The organism is Streptomyces sp. SX-6 (assembly GCF_059089585.1).
Genome location: NZ_JBTHHU010000009.1, coordinates 15,196 through 32,036 on the forward strand (window position 1 = coordinate 15,196; position 16,841 = coordinate 32,036).

At 66.4% G+C, this 16,841-nt stretch carries 18 protein-coding genes and 1 pseudogene; 12 read left to right on the forward strand and 7 right to left on the reverse strand.

The genetic code is table 11. The annotated features are described in order from the left end of the window. Positions 1-4: 4 nt before the first annotated feature. From trmB to ACV530_RS13390, 3 genes are all read left to right on the forward strand, one after another. Positions 5-838: a tRNA (guanosine(46)-N7)-methyltransferase TrmB gene (gene trmB, locus ACV530_RS13380; protein WP_494332630.1), complete on the forward strand. Its 834-nt coding sequence runs from the start codon at positions 5-7 to the stop codon at positions 836-838. Between the two features lie 62 nt (positions 839-900). Beyond that, positions 901-2,313, forward strand: coding sequence for a PrsW family intramembrane metalloprotease (locus ACV530_RS13385; protein WP_494332631.1), 1,413 nt, complete (start codon positions 901-903; stop codon positions 2,311-2,313). 59 nt (positions 2,314-2,372) lie between these two features. Beyond that, positions 2,373-2,849: a very short patch repair endonuclease gene (locus ACV530_RS13390; protein ID WP_494332632.1), complete on the forward strand. Its 477-nt coding sequence runs from the start codon at positions 2,373-2,375 to the stop codon at positions 2,847-2,849. 20 nt (positions 2,850-2,869) lie between these two features. On the opposite strand, the pseudogene ACV530_RS13395 reads toward ACV530_RS13390, so the two are convergent. Beyond that, positions 2,870-3,762, reverse strand: a pseudogene (locus tag ACV530_RS13395) (IS982 family transposase). Positions 3,763-3,923: 161 nt separating this feature from the next. On the opposite strand from ACV530_RS13395, the gene ACV530_RS13400 reads away from it, so the two are divergent. Beyond that, complete coding sequence (locus tag ACV530_RS13400; RefSeq protein WP_494332633.1) at positions 3,924-5,141, forward strand: NaeI family type II restriction endonuclease; 1,218 nt, start codon at positions 3,924-3,926, stop codon at positions 5,139-5,141. A 136-nt stretch (positions 5,142-5,277) separates the two neighbouring features. On the opposite strand, the gene ACV530_RS13405 is transcribed toward ACV530_RS13400, so the two are convergent. Together ACV530_RS13405 and ACV530_RS13410 are read right to left on the reverse strand one after the other, a co-directional pair. Then, positions 5,278-6,363: a DNA cytosine methyltransferase gene (locus ACV530_RS13405; RefSeq protein ID WP_494332634.1), complete on the reverse strand. Its 1,086-nt coding sequence runs from the start codon at positions 6,361-6,363 to the stop codon at positions 5,278-5,280. Positions 6,364-6,508: 145 nt separating this feature from the next. Continuing rightward, positions 6,509-7,252: an HNH endonuclease gene (locus ACV530_RS13410; protein ID WP_494332635.1), complete on the reverse strand. Its 744-nt coding sequence runs from the start codon at positions 7,250-7,252 to the stop codon at positions 6,509-6,511. A 56-nt stretch (positions 7,253-7,308) separates the two neighbouring features. On the opposite strand from ACV530_RS13410, the gene ACV530_RS13415 reads away from it, so the two are divergent. Beyond that, positions 7,309-8,385, forward strand: coding sequence for a DNA cytosine methyltransferase (locus ACV530_RS13415; protein WP_494332837.1), 1,077 nt, complete (start codon positions 7,309-7,311; stop codon positions 8,383-8,385). A gap of 29 nt (positions 8,386-8,414) precedes the next feature. On the opposite strand, the gene ACV530_RS13420 is transcribed toward ACV530_RS13415, so the two are convergent. Next, positions 8,415-9,128 carry a hypothetical protein gene (locus ACV530_RS13420; RefSeq protein ID WP_494332636.1) on the reverse strand — a complete coding sequence of 238 codons (714 nt, stop codon included), beginning with the start codon at positions 9,126-9,128 and terminating at the stop codon, positions 8,415-8,417. Between the two features lie 497 nt (positions 9,129-9,625). Between ACV530_RS13420 and ACV530_RS13425 the strand changes: the two genes are divergently transcribed. Beyond that, positions 9,626-9,964, forward strand: a complete 339-nt coding sequence (locus tag ACV530_RS13425; protein ID WP_494332637.1) for a hypothetical protein — start codon at positions 9,626-9,628, stop codon at positions 9,962-9,964. A 222-nt stretch (positions 9,965-10,186) separates the two neighbouring features. On the opposite strand, the gene ACV530_RS13430 is transcribed toward ACV530_RS13425, so the two are convergent. Further along, positions 10,187-10,387 carry a DUF397 domain-containing protein gene (locus ACV530_RS13430; protein WP_494332638.1) on the reverse strand — a complete coding sequence of 67 codons (201 nt, stop codon included), beginning with the start codon at positions 10,385-10,387 and terminating at the stop codon, positions 10,187-10,189. Between the two features lie 11 nt (positions 10,388-10,398). Continuing rightward, on the reverse strand, positions 10,399-11,244 hold the full coding sequence (locus ACV530_RS13435) for a Scr1 family TA system antitoxin-like transcriptional regulator (protein WP_494332639.1): 846 nt from the start codon (positions 11,242-11,244) through the stop codon (positions 10,399-10,401). Positions 11,245-11,481: 237 nt separating this feature from the next. Between ACV530_RS13435 and ACV530_RS13440 the strand changes: the two genes are divergently transcribed. From ACV530_RS13440 to ACV530_RS13460, 5 genes are all read left to right on the forward strand, one after another. Continuing rightward, complete coding sequence (locus ACV530_RS13440; protein WP_494332640.1) at positions 11,482-11,919, forward strand: ATP-binding protein; 438 nt, start codon at positions 11,482-11,484, stop codon at positions 11,917-11,919. A gap of 120 nt (positions 11,920-12,039) precedes the next feature. Further along, on the forward strand, positions 12,040-12,402 hold the full coding sequence (locus ACV530_RS13445; RefSeq protein ID WP_494332641.1) for a contact-dependent growth inhibition system immunity protein: 363 nt from the start codon (positions 12,040-12,042) through the stop codon (positions 12,400-12,402). Between the two features lie 35 nt (positions 12,403-12,437). Further along, positions 12,438-12,755: a hypothetical protein gene (locus tag ACV530_RS13450; protein WP_494332642.1), complete on the forward strand. Its 318-nt coding sequence runs from the start codon at positions 12,438-12,440 to the stop codon at positions 12,753-12,755. 50 nt (positions 12,756-12,805) lie between these two features. Continuing rightward, on the forward strand, positions 12,806-14,338 hold the full coding sequence (locus tag ACV530_RS13455) for a TIGR03086 family metal-binding protein (RefSeq protein WP_494332643.1): 1,533 nt from the start codon (positions 12,806-12,808) through the stop codon (positions 14,336-14,338). A 215-nt stretch (positions 14,339-14,553) separates the two neighbouring features. Further along, positions 14,554-15,426, forward strand: coding sequence for a hypothetical protein (locus ACV530_RS13460; RefSeq protein WP_494332838.1), 873 nt, complete (start codon positions 14,554-14,556; stop codon positions 15,424-15,426). On the opposite strand, the gene ACV530_RS13465 is transcribed toward ACV530_RS13460, so the two are convergent. Next, positions 15,412-15,612, reverse strand: coding sequence for a hypothetical protein (locus tag ACV530_RS13465; RefSeq protein ID WP_494332644.1), 201 nt, complete (start codon positions 15,610-15,612; stop codon positions 15,412-15,414). The two genes, ACV530_RS13460 and ACV530_RS13465, sit on opposite strands and share 15 nt — an antisense overlap. Positions 15,613-15,760: 148 nt before the next feature. Here ACV530_RS13465 and ACV530_RS13470 point away from each other — a divergent pair, with 148 nt between their 5' ends. After that, positions 15,761-16,837, forward strand: a complete 1,077-nt coding sequence (locus tag ACV530_RS13470; protein ID WP_494332645.1) for a sensor histidine kinase — start codon at positions 15,761-15,763, stop codon at positions 16,835-16,837. Positions 16,838-16,841: the final 4 nt, after the last annotated feature.

Here is a 16,841-nt window from a genome sequence, read left to right on the forward strand (position 1 = left end):
TGACATGTACACCCCGAACCCCGCACCCACCCGCCCGTACTATGGAAGGACTGTGCCCGAGAACCACGCCACCACCACCGCTTCCGTCCCCGCTCCGGCCCGCGCCCGCCGGGAACCGATGTTCCCCGACGGCCCCGCCCCGGACCCGGCCGGCTCGCACCACGAGCGCCGCATCCGCTCGTTCCAGCCGCGCCGCAGCCGGGTCACGCCCGGCCAGGCCGAGGCACTGCGCCGCCTGTGGCCGCAGTGGGGCCTGGACATCGACGGCCTGAGCAAGATCGACCTCGGCGAGCTCTTCGGCGACCCCGCCATGCCCGTCGTCCTGGAGATCGGCTTCGGCATGGGCGAGGCCACGGCTCAGATGGCCGCAGCAGCCCCCTCCACCGGCATCCTCGCCTGCGACGTCCACACCCCGGGCCAGGGCAACCTGCTGAATCTCGCGGAGCAGAACGGCCTGTCCAACATCCGGGTCGCCAACGGCGACGCGATCATCCTCCTCCGCGAGATGCTCGCCCCGGACTCGCTCGCCGGCCTGCGCGTCTACTTCCCGGACCCCTGGCCCAAGAAGCGCCACCACAAGCGCCGCCTGATCCAGCCCGAGTTCCTCGCCCTCGCCGCCACCCGGCTGGCCCCGGGCGCACTGCTGCACTGCGCCACCGACTGGGAGCCGTACGCGGAGCAGATGCTCGAGGTGCTCACCGCCGACCCCCACTTCGAGAACACCCAGACCGACGGCGGCTACGCCCCGCGTCCCGACTTCCGCCCCCTGACCCGCTTCGAGGGCCAGGGCCTGGACAAGGGCCACGCAGTCCACGACCTGCTGTTCCGCCGCGCCTGACCAGGCTCGGGGGGCCGAAAACGGCCCCCCATCGCACTCACCCTCTTCGCTAATGTCATCGAGTGCATGAGCCCCTGCCCCTGCCTCACCACCGGCAGCCGACACCGATACCGACGCCATCGCCGTCGCCCATCCCCGCGCCGGCGGGCGGCTTCCCCGCCCCGGACCGTTGGCACTACCGCCCGCGCCGGGCCCTCTGGGACAACAAGGCAGTACGCGCAGGCACCCTGATCCTCCTCCTGGCCCTCTGCGGCCTGATCATCCTCGCCCTCGTCCGCGAACAGACCGGCACCGAGGGCTTCCTCGTCGGCCTGGGCCTGGCGGTCCTGCCCGTCCCGCTCCTCATAGCCGTCTTCCGCTGGATGGACCGCGTCGAGCCCAAACCCTGGAAGAACCTGGTCTTCGCCTTCTCCTGGGGCGCATGTGCCGCGACTCTCGTCGCCATCCTCGCCAACGGCTACGCCACCAAGTGGCTCCTCAACACCATCGACGTCGCCCACAGCGAGAACATCAGCACCTTCGGCGCCACATTCGTCGCACCCGTCGTAGAGGAGACCGCCAAAGCCGCAGCCGTCCTGCTCCTCTACCTCTACCGCCGCCGGGACTTCAACGGCATCATCGACGGCGTCGTCGTCGCCGGCATCACCGCCACCGGCTTCGCGTTCACCGAGAACATCCTCTACCTCGGCAACGCCTTCGACACCGACCAGACCTTCGGCGCCTCGGGCTTCACCACGACCGCGGTCACCTTCTTCGTCCGCGTCCTCCTCTCCCCCTTCGCCCACCCCCTCTTCACCTCGATGACGGGCCTGGGCTTCGGCATAGCCGCCTCCCTCTCCCCAACACGCCGCGTCCTGCGCACCCTGGTCCCCTTCATCGGCCTCCTGACGGCGATGGTCCTCCACTCCGTCTGGAACGGCTCCGCCTCCCTCCCGGGCATCGGCTTCCTCGTCGTCTACACCCTCTTCATGGTCCCGGTCTTCGGCGCCCTGACCTGGCTCACGATCTGGTCCCGCCAGAACGAACTCCGCACCATACGGGCCCACTTGCCCGAGTACCAGGCCGCCGGCTGGCTCACCCCGCCCGAGCCCCTCGCCCTCTCCTCCATGCGCGCCCGCGGCATAGCCCGCGACGTGGCCCGCCGCACCGGCGGCCCCACCGCCGCCCGCACCGTCGCCGAGTACATCTCCTTCGCCACGTCCCTGGCCTTCCTCCGCCAACGCGCCTACCGCGGCACCCTCACCCCCGACTTCGCCGCGCGCGAGCGCGAGTTGCTCCACCACTTGTGGGAACGCAAGCACGTCGCCCAGCCGGCGCTGGCGCGAGCGTCGGCGTCGGTGCCGGGGGCACGGGTGGGCGCGGGGTGGGCACCGCCGGGCAGGTACGGACCGGGGGCGGGGGCATACGGGGCACCCGGCGCGAGCGGGGTGCAGCCGCAAGGGTGGAACGGGCCAAGGACGTGGCAGCAGCGATGATCACGCAGGTACGGGCTCGCAGGATCAGTCACCCCTGAAACGGCACTACCCTCTGAACTGTGGCCGACGAGACCGAGTGGACACCGCCAGAAGGATCTTGGGCATCATCGGCTGCGCGCCGCCGCAACATGCAGGCGATCCGCAGCCGAGACACAAAGCCCGAACACCTGATCCGGCGGCTCGTACATGCCCAGGGACTGCGCTACCGCGTCGCAGCGAGACCGCTTCCTGATCTACGCCGCACAGCGGATCTCGTCTTCGGTCCCGCCAAGGTCGCAGTGTTCATCGACGGCTGTTACTGGCACGGCTGCCCTGAACACTACGTGCCACCGCGGACCAATCCTGGCTACTGGTCGGACAAGGTTGCCCGCAACATGGCCCGCGACCGTGATACGGATGAACAGCTCACTGACGCAGGCTGGTTGGTGCTCCGCTTCTGGGAGCACGAACCGTCAGACGCTTGCTGCCTCAAGATCATCGATGCGGTGAGAAGCCGACGCCGACAACTCGGCCTCCCGCCGAGCCGCAGGAACTAGACGAGTAGTTCCGATATGGCTCAGTGGTCGTAGGCGATCAGTGACCTGGTGATCGGTGCTCCGATGAGGCGGTTGTGCCAGATTGCGCAGGTCATCGCCGGGATTCGCTGGGCCACGCGGACGCCGACGCCCTCGATGGTGCGTCCGCCGTGCTGTTCAAGGCCGAGCTGGCCTTTGAGGGTGTCGTTGACCGACTCGATCAGTTGCCGGACCGTTTTGAGCAGGGGCTCGGCGGGTTGCGGGGTGCCGCGGTTGCGGTAGGAGGGACGCAGCAGGCTGATGCCGCGGGCGGCGAAGAAGCGGTCGAGTTCGGCGGCGGTATAGCCCTTGTCGGCCAGGATCAGCAGTCCGGGCCGGTCGGCGGCCAGGGCCGGCTCGTTGTCGATGAGGGCGGCCAGGACCTGGCGTTCGTCGGTCTTGGGGTCGACCAGGGCCCAGGTGATGGGCAAGCCGGCCGGGGTGCAGACCAGGTGCAGTTTCAGTCCCCAGTAGAAGCGGGAGTGGGAGCGGCAGTAGCCGTAGTTCGCCCATCCGGCCAGGTCGGAGCGCTTGACGGTCTCACGGGAGCGGGCGCATTCCACGGGGGTGGAGTCCACGATCCACAGGTTGTCCAGCCACAGGTCCGCGTCCGCTGCCAGGGACCGGATAGCCCGTTTGGCCAGGGGCAGGGCAGCCCGCAGGCGCTTGTGCCCGGGCGCTGGGGCAGGTAGGGGAACAGGGCGTGCAGGTGGGCGTGGGCGAAGCGCAGCCACCGGGCCTCGCAGTGGAAGCCGAGCATGGCTTGGGCCACGGCCAGTGTGACCAGTTCCGCGTCCGTCAGCCGGGGCAGTCGTCCACGCCACCGCAGGGTCTTCAACCGGTCGTCGACGTGCACGTACAGTGCGGTCAAGAGGGTGTCCAACTCGGTCGTCACAACCCGATGTTGGACGCCCTCCCAACGTCTGAGAACCCCGACTTCGGAACTACTCGTCTAGGCCGTCGGTCGAGGATGCGCCTCCGGCTGAATGACGATCGCGATCCGCTGAGGTGGGGCTCGTCGAACCCGGCTGAGCGCTTGCTGCCAGACTTCAGCGCGTGACGATACAAGAGGGTCTGCCGTTCCCGCAGGACGCTGCTCAAGCTGGCATGCAGGAGTCGCGAGCGTTGGCGGCGAAGTACTCGCGCCGCAATACGTTTCGGACCTGGGATCCCCCACGTGAGGCCATGGGCAGGGTGCCGCGCGAGTGGCAGATCCAGTCCGGTCTCACGCAGCGCGTACCCGATGACCTTGCCCCGTTCGTGGAGTGGTTCCACAACCAGCCGGAGGCGCGAGAGCGCTTCCGATGGGCACTCCGTGACTCCCTCGACGAGTTGCTCGATGGTCGGCGGACGGGGCGCTGGGCGTACCAGCAGCTGACGAAGACCGAAAAGACGTATCTCGGCACAGCCGTCGAGGTGAATCTCACCAAAGAGTTCGACATCGACAACGGCGCCGGCCTCGACTGGTCCATCGCAGGCCTCGACATCGACTGCAAGTTTTCCAAGGATCTCGGCGGCTGGGAGATCCCGATGGAGATGTACCTGTGTGCTGACCACGGCGAACGTGGTGGCCGTGCCGACCACGTTGCAGTCCTGACCTGGATGAACGACGACGCGAGCCAGTGGGCCGCGGGCATAGTGCGGATCACCGACGAGCGCCTGCGCTGGAAGCAGGAGCGGGATGCAAACGGCGACCGCGTCCGTGCCTATAACCGAGACAACAAGCGCAAGATCGACCACGGCGCCAAGCCTGAGGTTTACTGGCTCTGGGGTGGGCTCCAGACAGATCTGCCGACAAACCTGCTGCTCCACCTGGATCCCGAAACACGCGAGCGGATTCTCCCTGCATCACGGCCGGGCCGAGCCTCGGGACAACAGCGGGTGAACCAGCTGTTCCGTGAGGTGCAGGACCGGATCATTGGCCGGCAGACCGTGTTGACCGTAGCCCAGCAGGACGACTCGCCAAAGCGAGCCCGCGACGCACGGATATATCTGCGCTCGAAGGGCATTGTCGTGCTGGGTCACCAAGGATCACACCCTCACGTCGCCCGCGCGCTCGAATTGCAGGTACCGATCAAGGGCGAATGGATCTCCACCCACGTCGTGCCTGTCTCCTCTGACGATCCGCGCCCGAAGTTCTCACTGGACGGCCAGTTCTGGGCGCGCGCCCGTAAGGATGAGCGGTCATGTTCTGAACCCCATCCAGCGCCCGACCTTCCTGACAAACGAAAGATCGACGGGCAGGACAGCTCCGGACCCGATATCACCTCATAGCTGCCCACTCCAACTTCTGGCCAGCACGACGGCCTAGACGAGTAGTTCCGAAGTCGGGGTTCTCAGACGTTGGGAGGGCGTCCAACATCGGGTTGTGACGGTCGAGTTGGACACCCTCTAGCTCTGGGGCATCGCGCTACACCGCGCCCGACGCTGAGTCCGGCTGCTCGTCGGGGCAGAGCACTGCCTTGATGGCCTCGCCGACGGCCTTAGCAACCGGCGGCGGGAAAGCGTTCCCAACCTGACGGTAGCGAGCTGTCTTGCCGCCAGAGAATTCCCAGTCCCGCGCGAAGCCTTGGATAATCGCTGTCTGTTCGACAGTAAGCATCGGACCAGCTTCTCTAAACAGATCACGCTCGGGAACGCACTTGTCAGGGTCATTGGCGACCCCCCATGCGTCAACGCCGAGACCAGCCCACGCCTTCTTAGCGCGGCTAGGGCCAAGGTCGGCCCCACCATGCTTCTTTGAGCCTCCCACCAGCGTGGGGGCCTCAGCTCCGCATTCGTTCGCCTTCTGGAGCCACCTATCGAAGACTGCCTCACCTCGGGCCCCGTGCGGCTTGCAACGTTCCCGCATTGTCTCCTTGAGCGCCTTCGCAACAGAGAAGATCTCGTCGATGCCCGTCGGCCACTCGAACTTGGCATCCTTCAGGAACTTCTTGTCGATCATGACAAGGATCGCTCGGGGCCTGAGCTGGGGAACCCCGAAGCGCCGGGCCTCGATTAGCTCCCAGCCGCAAAATTCATAGCCATAGCTTTCAAGCTCGGCCACAATGCGGTCGCGATACGGAGTGAACTTCTCGTCCAGAATCCCGCGGACGTTCTCGATCATCACGGCCTTCGGCCGAAGTTGATCAACCAGCTCAAGCATCCTTGGGAAAAGATCCCGCTCATCCTCTTCGCCAAGCTGCTGCCCAGCAACGGAGAACGGAGGGCAGGGCACACCACCTGCAAGGAGGTCCAGCCGTCCCGGCTCAAGGCTGAACTTCTTCAGCTGTTCATGATCGAACGGGTCGACGTCTTTCACATCGGCCTCGACGACCTCACACCCAGCCCAGTCCGGGTGCCTGCCTACGTTGTCCCGCAACGTCTGACAGGCGTGCTTATCGATCTCCACAAGGGCAAGGTGGCGAAAACCGGCCTGGTGCAGGCCATACGCTTGCCCGCCAGCACCGGCACAGATCTCGATAGAGGTCAGCGGCGGGTTCTCGACGGGACTCATCAGCCCTCCTGGTTGGTTCATTGCAGACGCTCAAGTGTCGCAGAAACCGCCCCGGCCGCTGTAGGAACGCAACGGCACAGGGCAGTCATCCGAACCAGGAGTGTGGCACCTCCCACTGACAACGGAGGTAGTCCAGCCTGCCGCCTCAGCCCTGCAGCGAGTCGTACAGCTTGCCCTTCAGCTCGTCGCGCTGCGGTGCCGGAAGCTGCCAGTACGTGGCCCACGCCTTGTCCAAGGCAGTCGGGACCCGCCCGTTGTGCACCATCCAGGCCAAAAGAATCTGCCGGTCCTTCTTACCCAACTCCGCGATGCGGTCCCAGACTTGACCCTTATCCATCTGCACGCCAGTGAAGTGCCGCACCGCCTCGTTGCAGCGAGCGCACTCGGTGATGAGATCTTCGGGGCGCGCCTCGCTCCCGGCCTTGTGGGGAGTGATGTGCCCAAGGGTCAACCGGGCAGGCGTGCACGGCTCCTCCTCGTAGATCTCACCGGCGGCAATCCCGCAGCGGCGGCACACATGCCGGTCACGCTCGAACACCTCGCGGCGCGTCCGCGCACTGATCTGGCGCAGGCCCGCATTGCGGTGCTCCTTCTCCCAGACAGGCTTGCCGATCTTCTCCAGGTAGAGCTGATCGGGCTGCAGGCCTGACTTATCCCTGTAAGTCTTAATAATCCAACCCGCCGGCCGGAGGTCACGCATACGCCGGTCCACCTGCTCCTTGCCGCCGATCACCTGACGGAGCTGCTGCTTGGAGAACGTGCCCCCTTCTTTCACCTCATCCCGGAGCCATAGAGCTACGCGGATCCGAGCCCCCAGCGACTCGTCCCGCCAATCAAGCACCTCTGACATCATCCCAACCCCTCTTCGAACGAAAAAATGCACGATCACCCGTTTAGGTGATCGCGACCATCTTGCCGTGCAGAGCCGCGGCAAGTCCCGGCAGGATGTCGCTTGTGACCGACAACACACACCTGGCAAAGCTTGCCACAAGCCCTTCAGCCCTCACCTCCATCGAAGTCTGCGCTGGCGCTGGGGGGTTGGCCATCGGACTTGAGGCAGCCGGCTTCGACCATCGTCTTCTGCTCGAACTAGACCCGGATGCGTGCCAAACGCTCCGCATGAACCGCCCCTCCTGGGCAGTGCACCAGGGAAACCTCCTAGCCTTCAGCCCGACGACGGCCGACTCGGGCCGGGTTCTGGACCTGCTGTCTGGGGGCGTCCCGTGCCCGCCTTTCTCCGTAGCAGGCAAGCAATTAGGGCAGGCTGACGAGCGCGATCTGTTCCCGGCATTCCTCGAACTCGTGGCGCGGATCCAGCCGCGAGCCGTCCTCGTAGAAAATGTCCGGGGAATCCTCCAGTCCAGATTTGATGGCTATCGCCAGCAGGTGCTGGACCGCCTGTCCTCCTGTGGCTACAGAACCGACTGGCGACTGCTCTACGCATGCGATTACGGAGTTCCACAACTGCGCCCTCGCGCGATCCTGGTCGCCCTGCGCCCCGATCTGTTCTCCCGGTTTAGCTGGCCAACGCCGTCCACCTGCAAATGCAGCGCCCCTACAGTCGGACAGGTTCTCTGCGAGTCCATGGCCGCCCAAGGATGGGAGCTGGCCACGGCATGGGCTGCCGCAGCCAATGCCATCGCTCCTACTATCTGCGGAGGTTCACGAAAGCACGGGGGACCTGATCTCGGCCCCTCCAGAGCGCGAGCCTCCTGGGCGAGGATGGGAGTCAATGGCTCGACTGTCGCCGATGAGGTGCCGTCTCCAGGCGCATCCCTGCCAATCCGCCTGACTCTCAAGCAAATTGCACTTCTGCAAGGATTTCCAACTGGATGGCAGTTCTCTGGCGGTAAAACCTCGTCCTACCGCCAGATCGGGAACGCCTTTCCTCCACCGGTTGCAGAAGCCGTCGGCCGCTCGCTAGCGGCCGCACTCTCACATGAGCTGCCGCCAGATCAATGGGCAGATCCAGCCCGTCCAGCAGCTGACAAGCAGGCTTCCGTCCCGCTCCAGCGAACGTGACCAAACGCTCAACCAGACAGTCAGCCGTATCACTTCTCACGACGATAGATCGACTCCGCGGCCCTACGGTCAAGCTCCTTCTTGATCCTCACGGCACACTCTTCGACGCCTTCGTCCGTGGGCAAATGCACGACACCGTGCTTACGTTGGATCTCCATCGGCAGGTCCACGAAGCTGAGGCCGTTGTCCTGGCCGTCGGTGAGAAGGTCACGAGTTCTTGGTTTCCTCCCGGCACCACCATCCCGGAACTCTGTGTTCTTGATGTACAGAGACAGCACGACACCACTGCACCAACCGTCAACCCGGAACAGCGCATCAGCGAGCGGGTGGGTGCGAACGTCAAGGCCCATTTCACGAAGACTCGCAATCACGTACAATTCGCGGATGAACGAGTAGTAGGCGAGCCCCACTCGCCACTGCATCGCTGTCCTTGCTTGCCTTTCCGTGCACCGCCCACTATCCACAACCTTGCGCACAAGCATCCAGGACGGATCACCAAGCATGAAACGCCCCTGCGCATCCTCCATGCTGAACCGCCGGAACTGGCCATAGCTGAATGCGCCTCCCAACTTCTCAACACAACAATGGAAGATGTGTGTGAAAGCAAAGTCCGGCCGCCAGTTCTTTATAGCTGCTACGGCGTAGCCTCGCTCCGGACGTATGTTGCCGATCGCGTGCTCCGAGACAAGCCTCTTGATGTCTTGCGACGCTATGCGGTAGATCGCCTGGGATGTGTGCTGCATGACGTATTCGGCTACATGGCTCCGTCGTGGGTGTCGTGCCCACGCGTCAAATTCAGCTCTTGCCCGCCCCCCTTGGGCGAACAGACGAACAGCTTCTCCAGCCGTTGTGCCCGGTATGCAATCCATGTTGCCTCCCCACACTCGAGGCTAGGCCCACTAAGCCCACACAACAAGCCTAGTAATGTTCGCCAGTTGGAACCTGCGCGGACACCTCACAGCAACGTTCAGCGCGCCGGTCCACGCCATCCGTGTGCCGAGTGAGCGCGAAGCTGAGCCGCGTGGTTCTGCAGGTCGTTGCGCAAGCACTGCGCCCCCGGGGTTAGAGATCCCGCCTCAGGCTCACATATCCGGGTCAAAGCTGGACAACACCGGGCCCGTGTCTCGTCAATACAGCACCAAGCTGTCCCACGAACTCGTGCAATGAGCAGATTCCGTGTGAGCCCGACGCCGCAACGGGGCACGCCCACATCGAAGCTCACGACACAGGGGAGATCCACATGGCATTCATCACGCTGGACGGCCAGAACGGACCTAAGGGAGCAATCAGCGTGGAGTATGAGCTCGACTCCCATCACCTTGTCGCTGCGCTGTATGCGTTTACTTTCGAATGGACGGGAGGCTGGAGTGACGAGCAGATCCTCGCTCAGATCACGTTCAACATCTCCTACGAAGGAACCGGAAACCTCATCATGGCGGCGGCTCACCTGGAAGAAAACGAGCGTGCGGACAAACTCACGGATCACGACCGAATTTGGCTGAGCCAGTGCCGAGAGCAGGTCGCTCGACTGCTCAGGCTCACCAACATCGGTAACGAAACGCGGCTCCATGCAGCTTGATTCATAGAAATCCTGCCGGCCGATGTATCCAGGGCCTTGAGGCAGGCCATAGCCATGGGGAGGCCATCGCGCAACTCTTCGAGTAAAGCGGCTCGTTGAACAGAAAGCTACGCGATGGCCTTGTCCTCACATGGCCTACTTCAGTCTGTGGAGTCACTGCGTACAGCGGACGGATGCGATCAAGCTACCTGCAACGCCTGCTCGGCACAGCCCAGCAACCTGTCAACCGAGCGCCGCTCCAAAGTCAGCCGCTCTGACCCGACCGAACAACGCTCTGAGGTTGGCGCAGCCCGTGTTCAGGACAACGCTTGGTTCGTCGCTTTCGCGTATCACAAGAGCATCGCTCGAACCTCTCGCTATCTCAAGGCACTCGGCACCGCTGCTCGAGAACGAGGACTTCTGCCACTTGTATCTTGAGGACATCCCGACGAGTCTCACATTTCGTGCGCAACTTGACCGACCAAGTCCTTGGACTTGATGGGATCCAACGCCACGCCCTCGATGATGTCAATGAGCTCGCAATATTGTCCGAGACGGGACTCGGAATCCAGAAAGCCGCCCCCGAAGGGGGTGTCGATGTGAACGGTGTCCAGCTTCGGGACAGCGCTGCCTGCATAGAACACGGACTGGGCATGTCCCGTGATCTCCTCGACCTCGAACGGAATCACGCGCAGGGTTACGGACGGCAGATCGGCAGCCTCCAGCAAGCTCTCCAACTGGGCCTTCGCCACGCGTCGTCCGCCGTAGCGCATCCGTAGCGCGGCTTCGTGGACGATCACCCTGTAGGGCGTCGGAGCTTCCCTTTCGAAGATCTGCCGACGTCGCGTCCGGAACTCGACACGTGCTTCGAGTTCGTCCGACGCGATGCCGTCGCCAAAGATGGCCCGGGCGTAGCCGGGTGTCTGGAATACTCCCGGAACTACGAGCATCTGGACCGTCCGGACATAGGCGGCATGGTGTTCCAATTCCGCCACGTCCAGGAATGGCGACGCCAGCATGTCCCGGTACTCATCCCACCAGAACTGTCCGCGGTGTTCACGCGAGATGGCGCACAGCGCGTCGACCAGGGCAGCGTCCCCGCATGAGTAGAAGTGGGCGAGCCGACGGATGCGGTCCTCGCTGATCCCGCGTCGGCCGGCCTCGATCATGCTGATCTTGGCCTGGTCCGTGCCGAGCAGTTCACCTGCGGCACGTGCAGTTCTACCTGCGGCCTCACGCAGCTTCCTCAACTCGGCGCCCAGGCGGGCCTGTCGAGCCGTGGGGATGTTCCTGGGTGGCATGTCACCTCCTCGTGTGACCCAGAGTCTGCCGCTCGAGCAGGTCACCGGTCTACTCACAGGGTGAACCTCCCGAGGGAACCTTGCCCCGGGGGATGTATACCCCTATGGTCCTGCCATCGCCGCGCCGCGCCGCTGGGCAGGCGCCAAGTACAGCTATTCGCATGCCAGTTGGAGATCTGCACATCTCGTACGACGGTCCTGCGCCCGCGCAGGACCAACGCCCCGTTGGGAGACGCCATGAGCATCGCTGCCCTCCGCCCACCCTGCCCCACCGACAACGACGAACCCACCCGTCCCTACCAGCTCAGCGCCCCCGCAACCCCCTCCACCGTCCGCGTCGCGCGTGAGTTCGTCACGGCCGTACTGATCGCCACCGATCACGCGGCGATGGTCGACGACGCCCGCGTCTGTGTGTCGGACGTGGTCAGCAACGTCGTTCAGCACGCGGGAGGGGCCAGCCTGGCTGTACAGGTCGACGATCACTGCGATCACGTACTGATCGCCGTACGCGACGACAACCCCACCCGGCGTCCCTACCTCCGCATCGCGGGCGAGGACGACGAGCGCGGGCGCGGGCTTGCCCTGCTGCAGGGGCTGGCCGAGGCCTCGGGGCTGAGTCTGGTGTGGGACGGCCTGGAGGTCGTGGGCAAGAGCTTGTGGTTTGTGTTGCGGTAGTGGAATGGCAGCCTTTGGGGCGGGAGGGCGTGGTGCTGTGGACAGTCGCCGCCGAGGTGGGCCGTACTGCAGGGAGTTGGACGTGGATCGTGGGCTGTCGCTCGAGCAGCTTGAAGGGGAATGCTGGCCGCCGGCTCCGGGGATGCGACGTCGCTGGTGAAGGCCGTGCATGCGTTGCGGCAGCGGCCGGTTGGGGCGTTGGACGAGCATGATCTGCGGCGGTTGATCGGGCAGGACGTGGGGCTGCCGTGGGTGATGCCGCTGGCGTTGGAAGCGTTGCGGGAGCAAGTGGCCGCGCGGGATGAGTGGGTCGACGATGTGCTGTTGGCTTCCGCGCTGGAGCGGGAGGCGGAGTTCTGGCGGGACCAGCCGGAGCTGGCTGCCGGGTTCCGGGAGCTGCTGGATGAGGTGGTGGAACGGCCGTCGTATCTGCGGCGGGCGGCGGAGAGGTTTGCCGAAGGCGGTGTCGGAGGGGCGCGTTAGCCTCGGGGCAGGTCGATTTCCTGGAGGTTGGCGCGATGGCAGTGGTGGCGAAGGTTCCGGCAGCTGTGACGGCCGCAGGTGGGCTGATCGGTGGGTACGGGGTGGCCCGGTGGACGAAGAAGCGGCCGCTCGGTGGAGTGGCGCTGGCGGCCGCGGGGGCGGTGGCCGCGCGGCAGTGGGCGGACAAGGCGGGGCCGGGTAGGGCCGCTGCGCTTACCGGGTTGTACGTGGCGGCGTTCGCCGGGTCGCATCCGCTGGCGAAGAAGGTGGGGTCCTGGCCGTCGGTGTTCGCCGTGGCGGGAACGGTGGCGGTGGCGTCCTGGGTGGTGGAGCGGCAGGCTGCGGCGGCGTAAGCGTGTCCCGGTATTGACTCTCCCATCGTGGGAGAGCTGAGGGTGGGCGCATGCACGTTGACGACGAGGCTCTCTGGGGCATCGGGGAAGTTGCCCGGAGGACCGGGATGTCGGTGAAGGTCATCCGGCACTGGTCCGACATGGGGGTCGTACCGCCGGCCAGGCGGACGGGTGCCGGTTATCGCGTCTACGACGCCGACTCCGTGGCGCGGCTTGAGCTGGCGCGGACGTTGCGCGAGCTCGGGCTCGGGCTTCCGGCGATCCGGGACGTACTCGATCGCGGGCACACCTTGGCGGAGGTTGCCTCGGCACATGTCGACGCGCTGGAGGAGCAGGTCCGTGCGCTGCGTACGCAGCAGGCGGTGCTGAGCTCCGTCACTCGTCGTGGGACTACTGCCGAAGGGCTCGCCCTCATGAACCGAACGCTCCAGATGTCTGCTGTTGAACGCCGGGCTGTTGTTGAGGAGTTCGTGAACCGGACTACCGTCGGCCTCGACGTACCGGCTTATCGCCGCGGCCTGATGGCCGTCGGCCCCGAGTTGCCCGACGACCCCACCGACGAGCAGGTCGACGCCTGGATCGAGCTCAGTGAGCTGGTGGCCGACCCTGCCCTGCACGACGGGATGCGGCGCATGGCCGAGTACGCCGCCACGCACGCACCCGGCGAACACGACGACCGCGCGCTTCGCGACGCACAGCGCGCCTGTGATGTATGGACGGCGCGGGTTCGTTCGGCGATCGAGGAAGGCATCGCCCCCGACTCGCCCGCAGCCGACTCCGTCGTCGCGGACATCGTCACGGCCTGGCTGCCCACCGACGATGCGCAGGCCCGGCAGCTGCTGCTCGAGCAGCTCGAGGTCGTCTCCGACTCGGCCGTCGAGCGGTACTGGCAGTTGCTGTGCATCATCAACGGCCTGCCCGTACGCCCGAGTCTCGCCGCTGCCGGCAACTGGCTGACGACCGCGCTGCGCGCCAACCCCGCCCCCGGCGCGCGTGCTGCCGAGCTCGGCGAGCTGTACGACGCCGACGGTGACGCCTGGGCACCCGCGGGTGTGCTTGATGCCTGCGAGCGGGTTCTGCATGTGGTGGACGGGCTTGTTGCTGCTGTTGATGCGCGTGCGCTTGGGCTGTCAACGCCCTGTGCCGGGTGGGATGTTCGTACGTTGCTCGGCCACCTGGTCTGGGAGAACCTGCTCTGGTCCGCCCTGGCCGACGGCATCCCCCGCACCGACGTGGCCGCCGACCACCTCGCGGCATTCCGGGCCGCCGCGCAGGGCACGCTCGCCGCGTTCCGGCGGCCCGGCATGCTCGACGCGCGGTACGGGCCCGCGCCGGGGCGGCGGATCGTCGAGCAGCTCGTCATCGAGATACTGGTCCACGGCTGGGACCTCGCCGTGGCGCTCGGGCACCACCGCGACCTCGTCCCGGACCTCGCCGAGGCGGCGCTCCCGGTCGTACGGGAGGTCTACGGCAACCTGCCCCGCACCGCGGGCGGTTCCTTCGCCCCGCCCCAGCCCGTACCCGACAGCGCGACCGCCCTCGATCGCCTGGCTGCTTACCTGGGCCGTACCGCTTCGTACTGACGGCACGTCAGCGGTGAGTTGGTTACGTTCCATTTCGGGCATGCCTCACATATTTACGTCACCTTCTCACCGCTGACCCTCCGTCAGACACCTGCGCCGTTATCCACAGCCCTGGCGCGCACCCTCGCCCCTCCGCGACACTCACCCTGTGCGGGGGGGATGACGACACACAGTGGCTGCTCGGCCTCGCCCGAGCTCAGGGCGGCGTCGTGCTGATGCGGCAGGTGCTCGAGCGCGGGTGGACCAAGCGCAAGGCGTACTGGCGATTCGGCGAGCTCGGGTGGCAGCAGATCCATCGCGGCGCATGGGTTGCCCCGGGGCAGGAGGTGGACGAGCGGACGTTGCTGTGGGCCAAGCAGCTCGCCCGGCCCGAGCTGGTGGTGAGCCACTGGTCCGCCGCCAAGCTGTACGACGTCGAAGTCGACGTGCGGGGCTGTGACTTCACCGGACCTGCCGACTGCCGGCCCGAGGTCCACGGCGGCGGTGTCCTGCACCGGCTGCCCCTGCAACCCGGCGAGATCACCACCGTCGCCGGGCTACGGGTGACCACCCCGCCCCGCACCATGGCCGACCTCCTCCGGGCCGGGCCGCGGAATCACGCCCTGGTCGCCGTCGAGTCCGCTGTGAGCCGGAGGCCCGCCCGAAACGGACGTGACCGGCCGCCCGTCACCACCCTCCGCGCCATCGGGCGCGCCCTGCGCACCCGGCCCCCAATGCGCGGCACCAAGTCCGCCGTGGAATGGCTGGCGTTGGCGGATCCCCCGGCCGAGTCGCCGGCCGAGACCATGGCGCGGCTGCGGATGAACGATGCCGGGCTGTACCCGGAGTGCCAGGTGGTGCTGGTGACGCCCGAGGGGCGTCGTCTCCGGCCCGACTTCCTCTTCCTGGCCCGCGGCGTCGTCGTGGAGATCGAGGGGTACGCCTGGCACGGCAGTCGCACCCAGCATCAGCGGGACGTCGTGCGCTACAACCAGCTTTCGCAGTGCCGGGAGGTGCGGAACATTCTGCGGTTCACCGCCGATGATGTGTACCGGCGACCCGATGCCATGGTGCGGGCCATCCGCAGTGCGCTGTCAGGGCCGTCGTGACTCCCCCAGGGCACCGACCGCCACACCCAGCGCGATGAACACGACGCTCGCGTACACCTCGTAGCCATCCGGCGCCAGGTAGCGCAGGAAGCCGAAGAGGCGGAACCAGCCCAGCCACTCGTGCAGCAGGCCGCTCACGCCTCCGACGATCAGGACAAAGCTCAGGAAACCCGTCACACGCTTCATGTCCCCGACGCTAGGCAGCGCCCAGCTGCAGGCGGTATCCACCGCAGGGCTTCGGCACCTTGACCAAAGTCGGTCGTCGGGCATCGAAGGTCGCTTTCTCTCGCCGGTCCGGCCAGGCAGCGAGCCCGCGCACGTAACGTGGCTGGTCATGAGCCGTACGACCTCTCGCGACCGGATCGCCGACCTCGGCTTCTTCCTCTTCGCCGCCGTCTTCTCCGTCGCGACCTCCGAGCAGGTGGTGGCCGGGCGGGTGATGTCCGACGAGGTGCTGTTCGTCGATCAGCTCGCGGGAGGGCTGGCCTGCGCCTCGCTGTTTCTGCGGCGGCGGTGGCCGGTGCCGCTCGCCGTGGTGCTGCTCGTCGCCGGGGTGTTCACCCACTTCGCGACCGGGTCGATTCTGGTGGCGCTGTTCACCGTCGCCGCTCATCAATCGCCGCGCGTCACGCGGTGGGTGGCGGTGCTGGCCGCGGCTCCGCTTCCGTTCTTCCTGCTCAGCCGGCCCGATCCGGCGCACCCCGCCACCTCGTCGGCGATCACGTACTTCGCACTCGTCGCGGGGGCGTTCGGCTGGGGGCTGTACGAGCGGTCCCGGCGCAAGCTCGTCGACAGGGTTCAGGAGGAAGCCCGGCGGCAGGTGCGGGAGGAGATCGCGCGGGAGATGCATGACGTGCTCGCGCACCGGCTGTCGTTGCTGAGCGTGCACGCGGGGGCGATCGAGTTCAACGCGGGGGCGTCGCCGGAACAGGTGCGGCAGGCGTCCGCCGTGGTGCGGGAGAGCGCGCACCAGGCGCTGGAGGATCTGCGGGACATTATTGGGGTGTTGCGGATGCCCTTGGACGGGGACCGGCCGCAGCCTACGCTCGACGATCTCCCGCGGCTCGTCGCCGAGTCGCGGGACGCGGGGATGCGCGTGGTGCTCGACCTGCGGGCGCGGGATGCGCCCGCTGCTGCCGGGCGCACCGTGTACCGGATCGTGCAGGAGGGGCTGACGAACGCCCGTAAGCACGCGCCCGGTGCGGAGGTCGCTGTCACGGTCAGCGGCGGGCCCGGGGACGGGCTCGCGGTGGAGGTGCGCAATGCGGTGCGGGAGGTGAGTACGGTCGTGCCCGGTGCGGGGCAGGGGCTCGTCGGGCTCGCCGAGCGGGCGCAACTGGTCGGCGGGCGGCTGGAGCACGGACGGAGCGGTGCGGACTTCCGGCTGTACGCATGGCTGCCGGTAGCGTGACCGC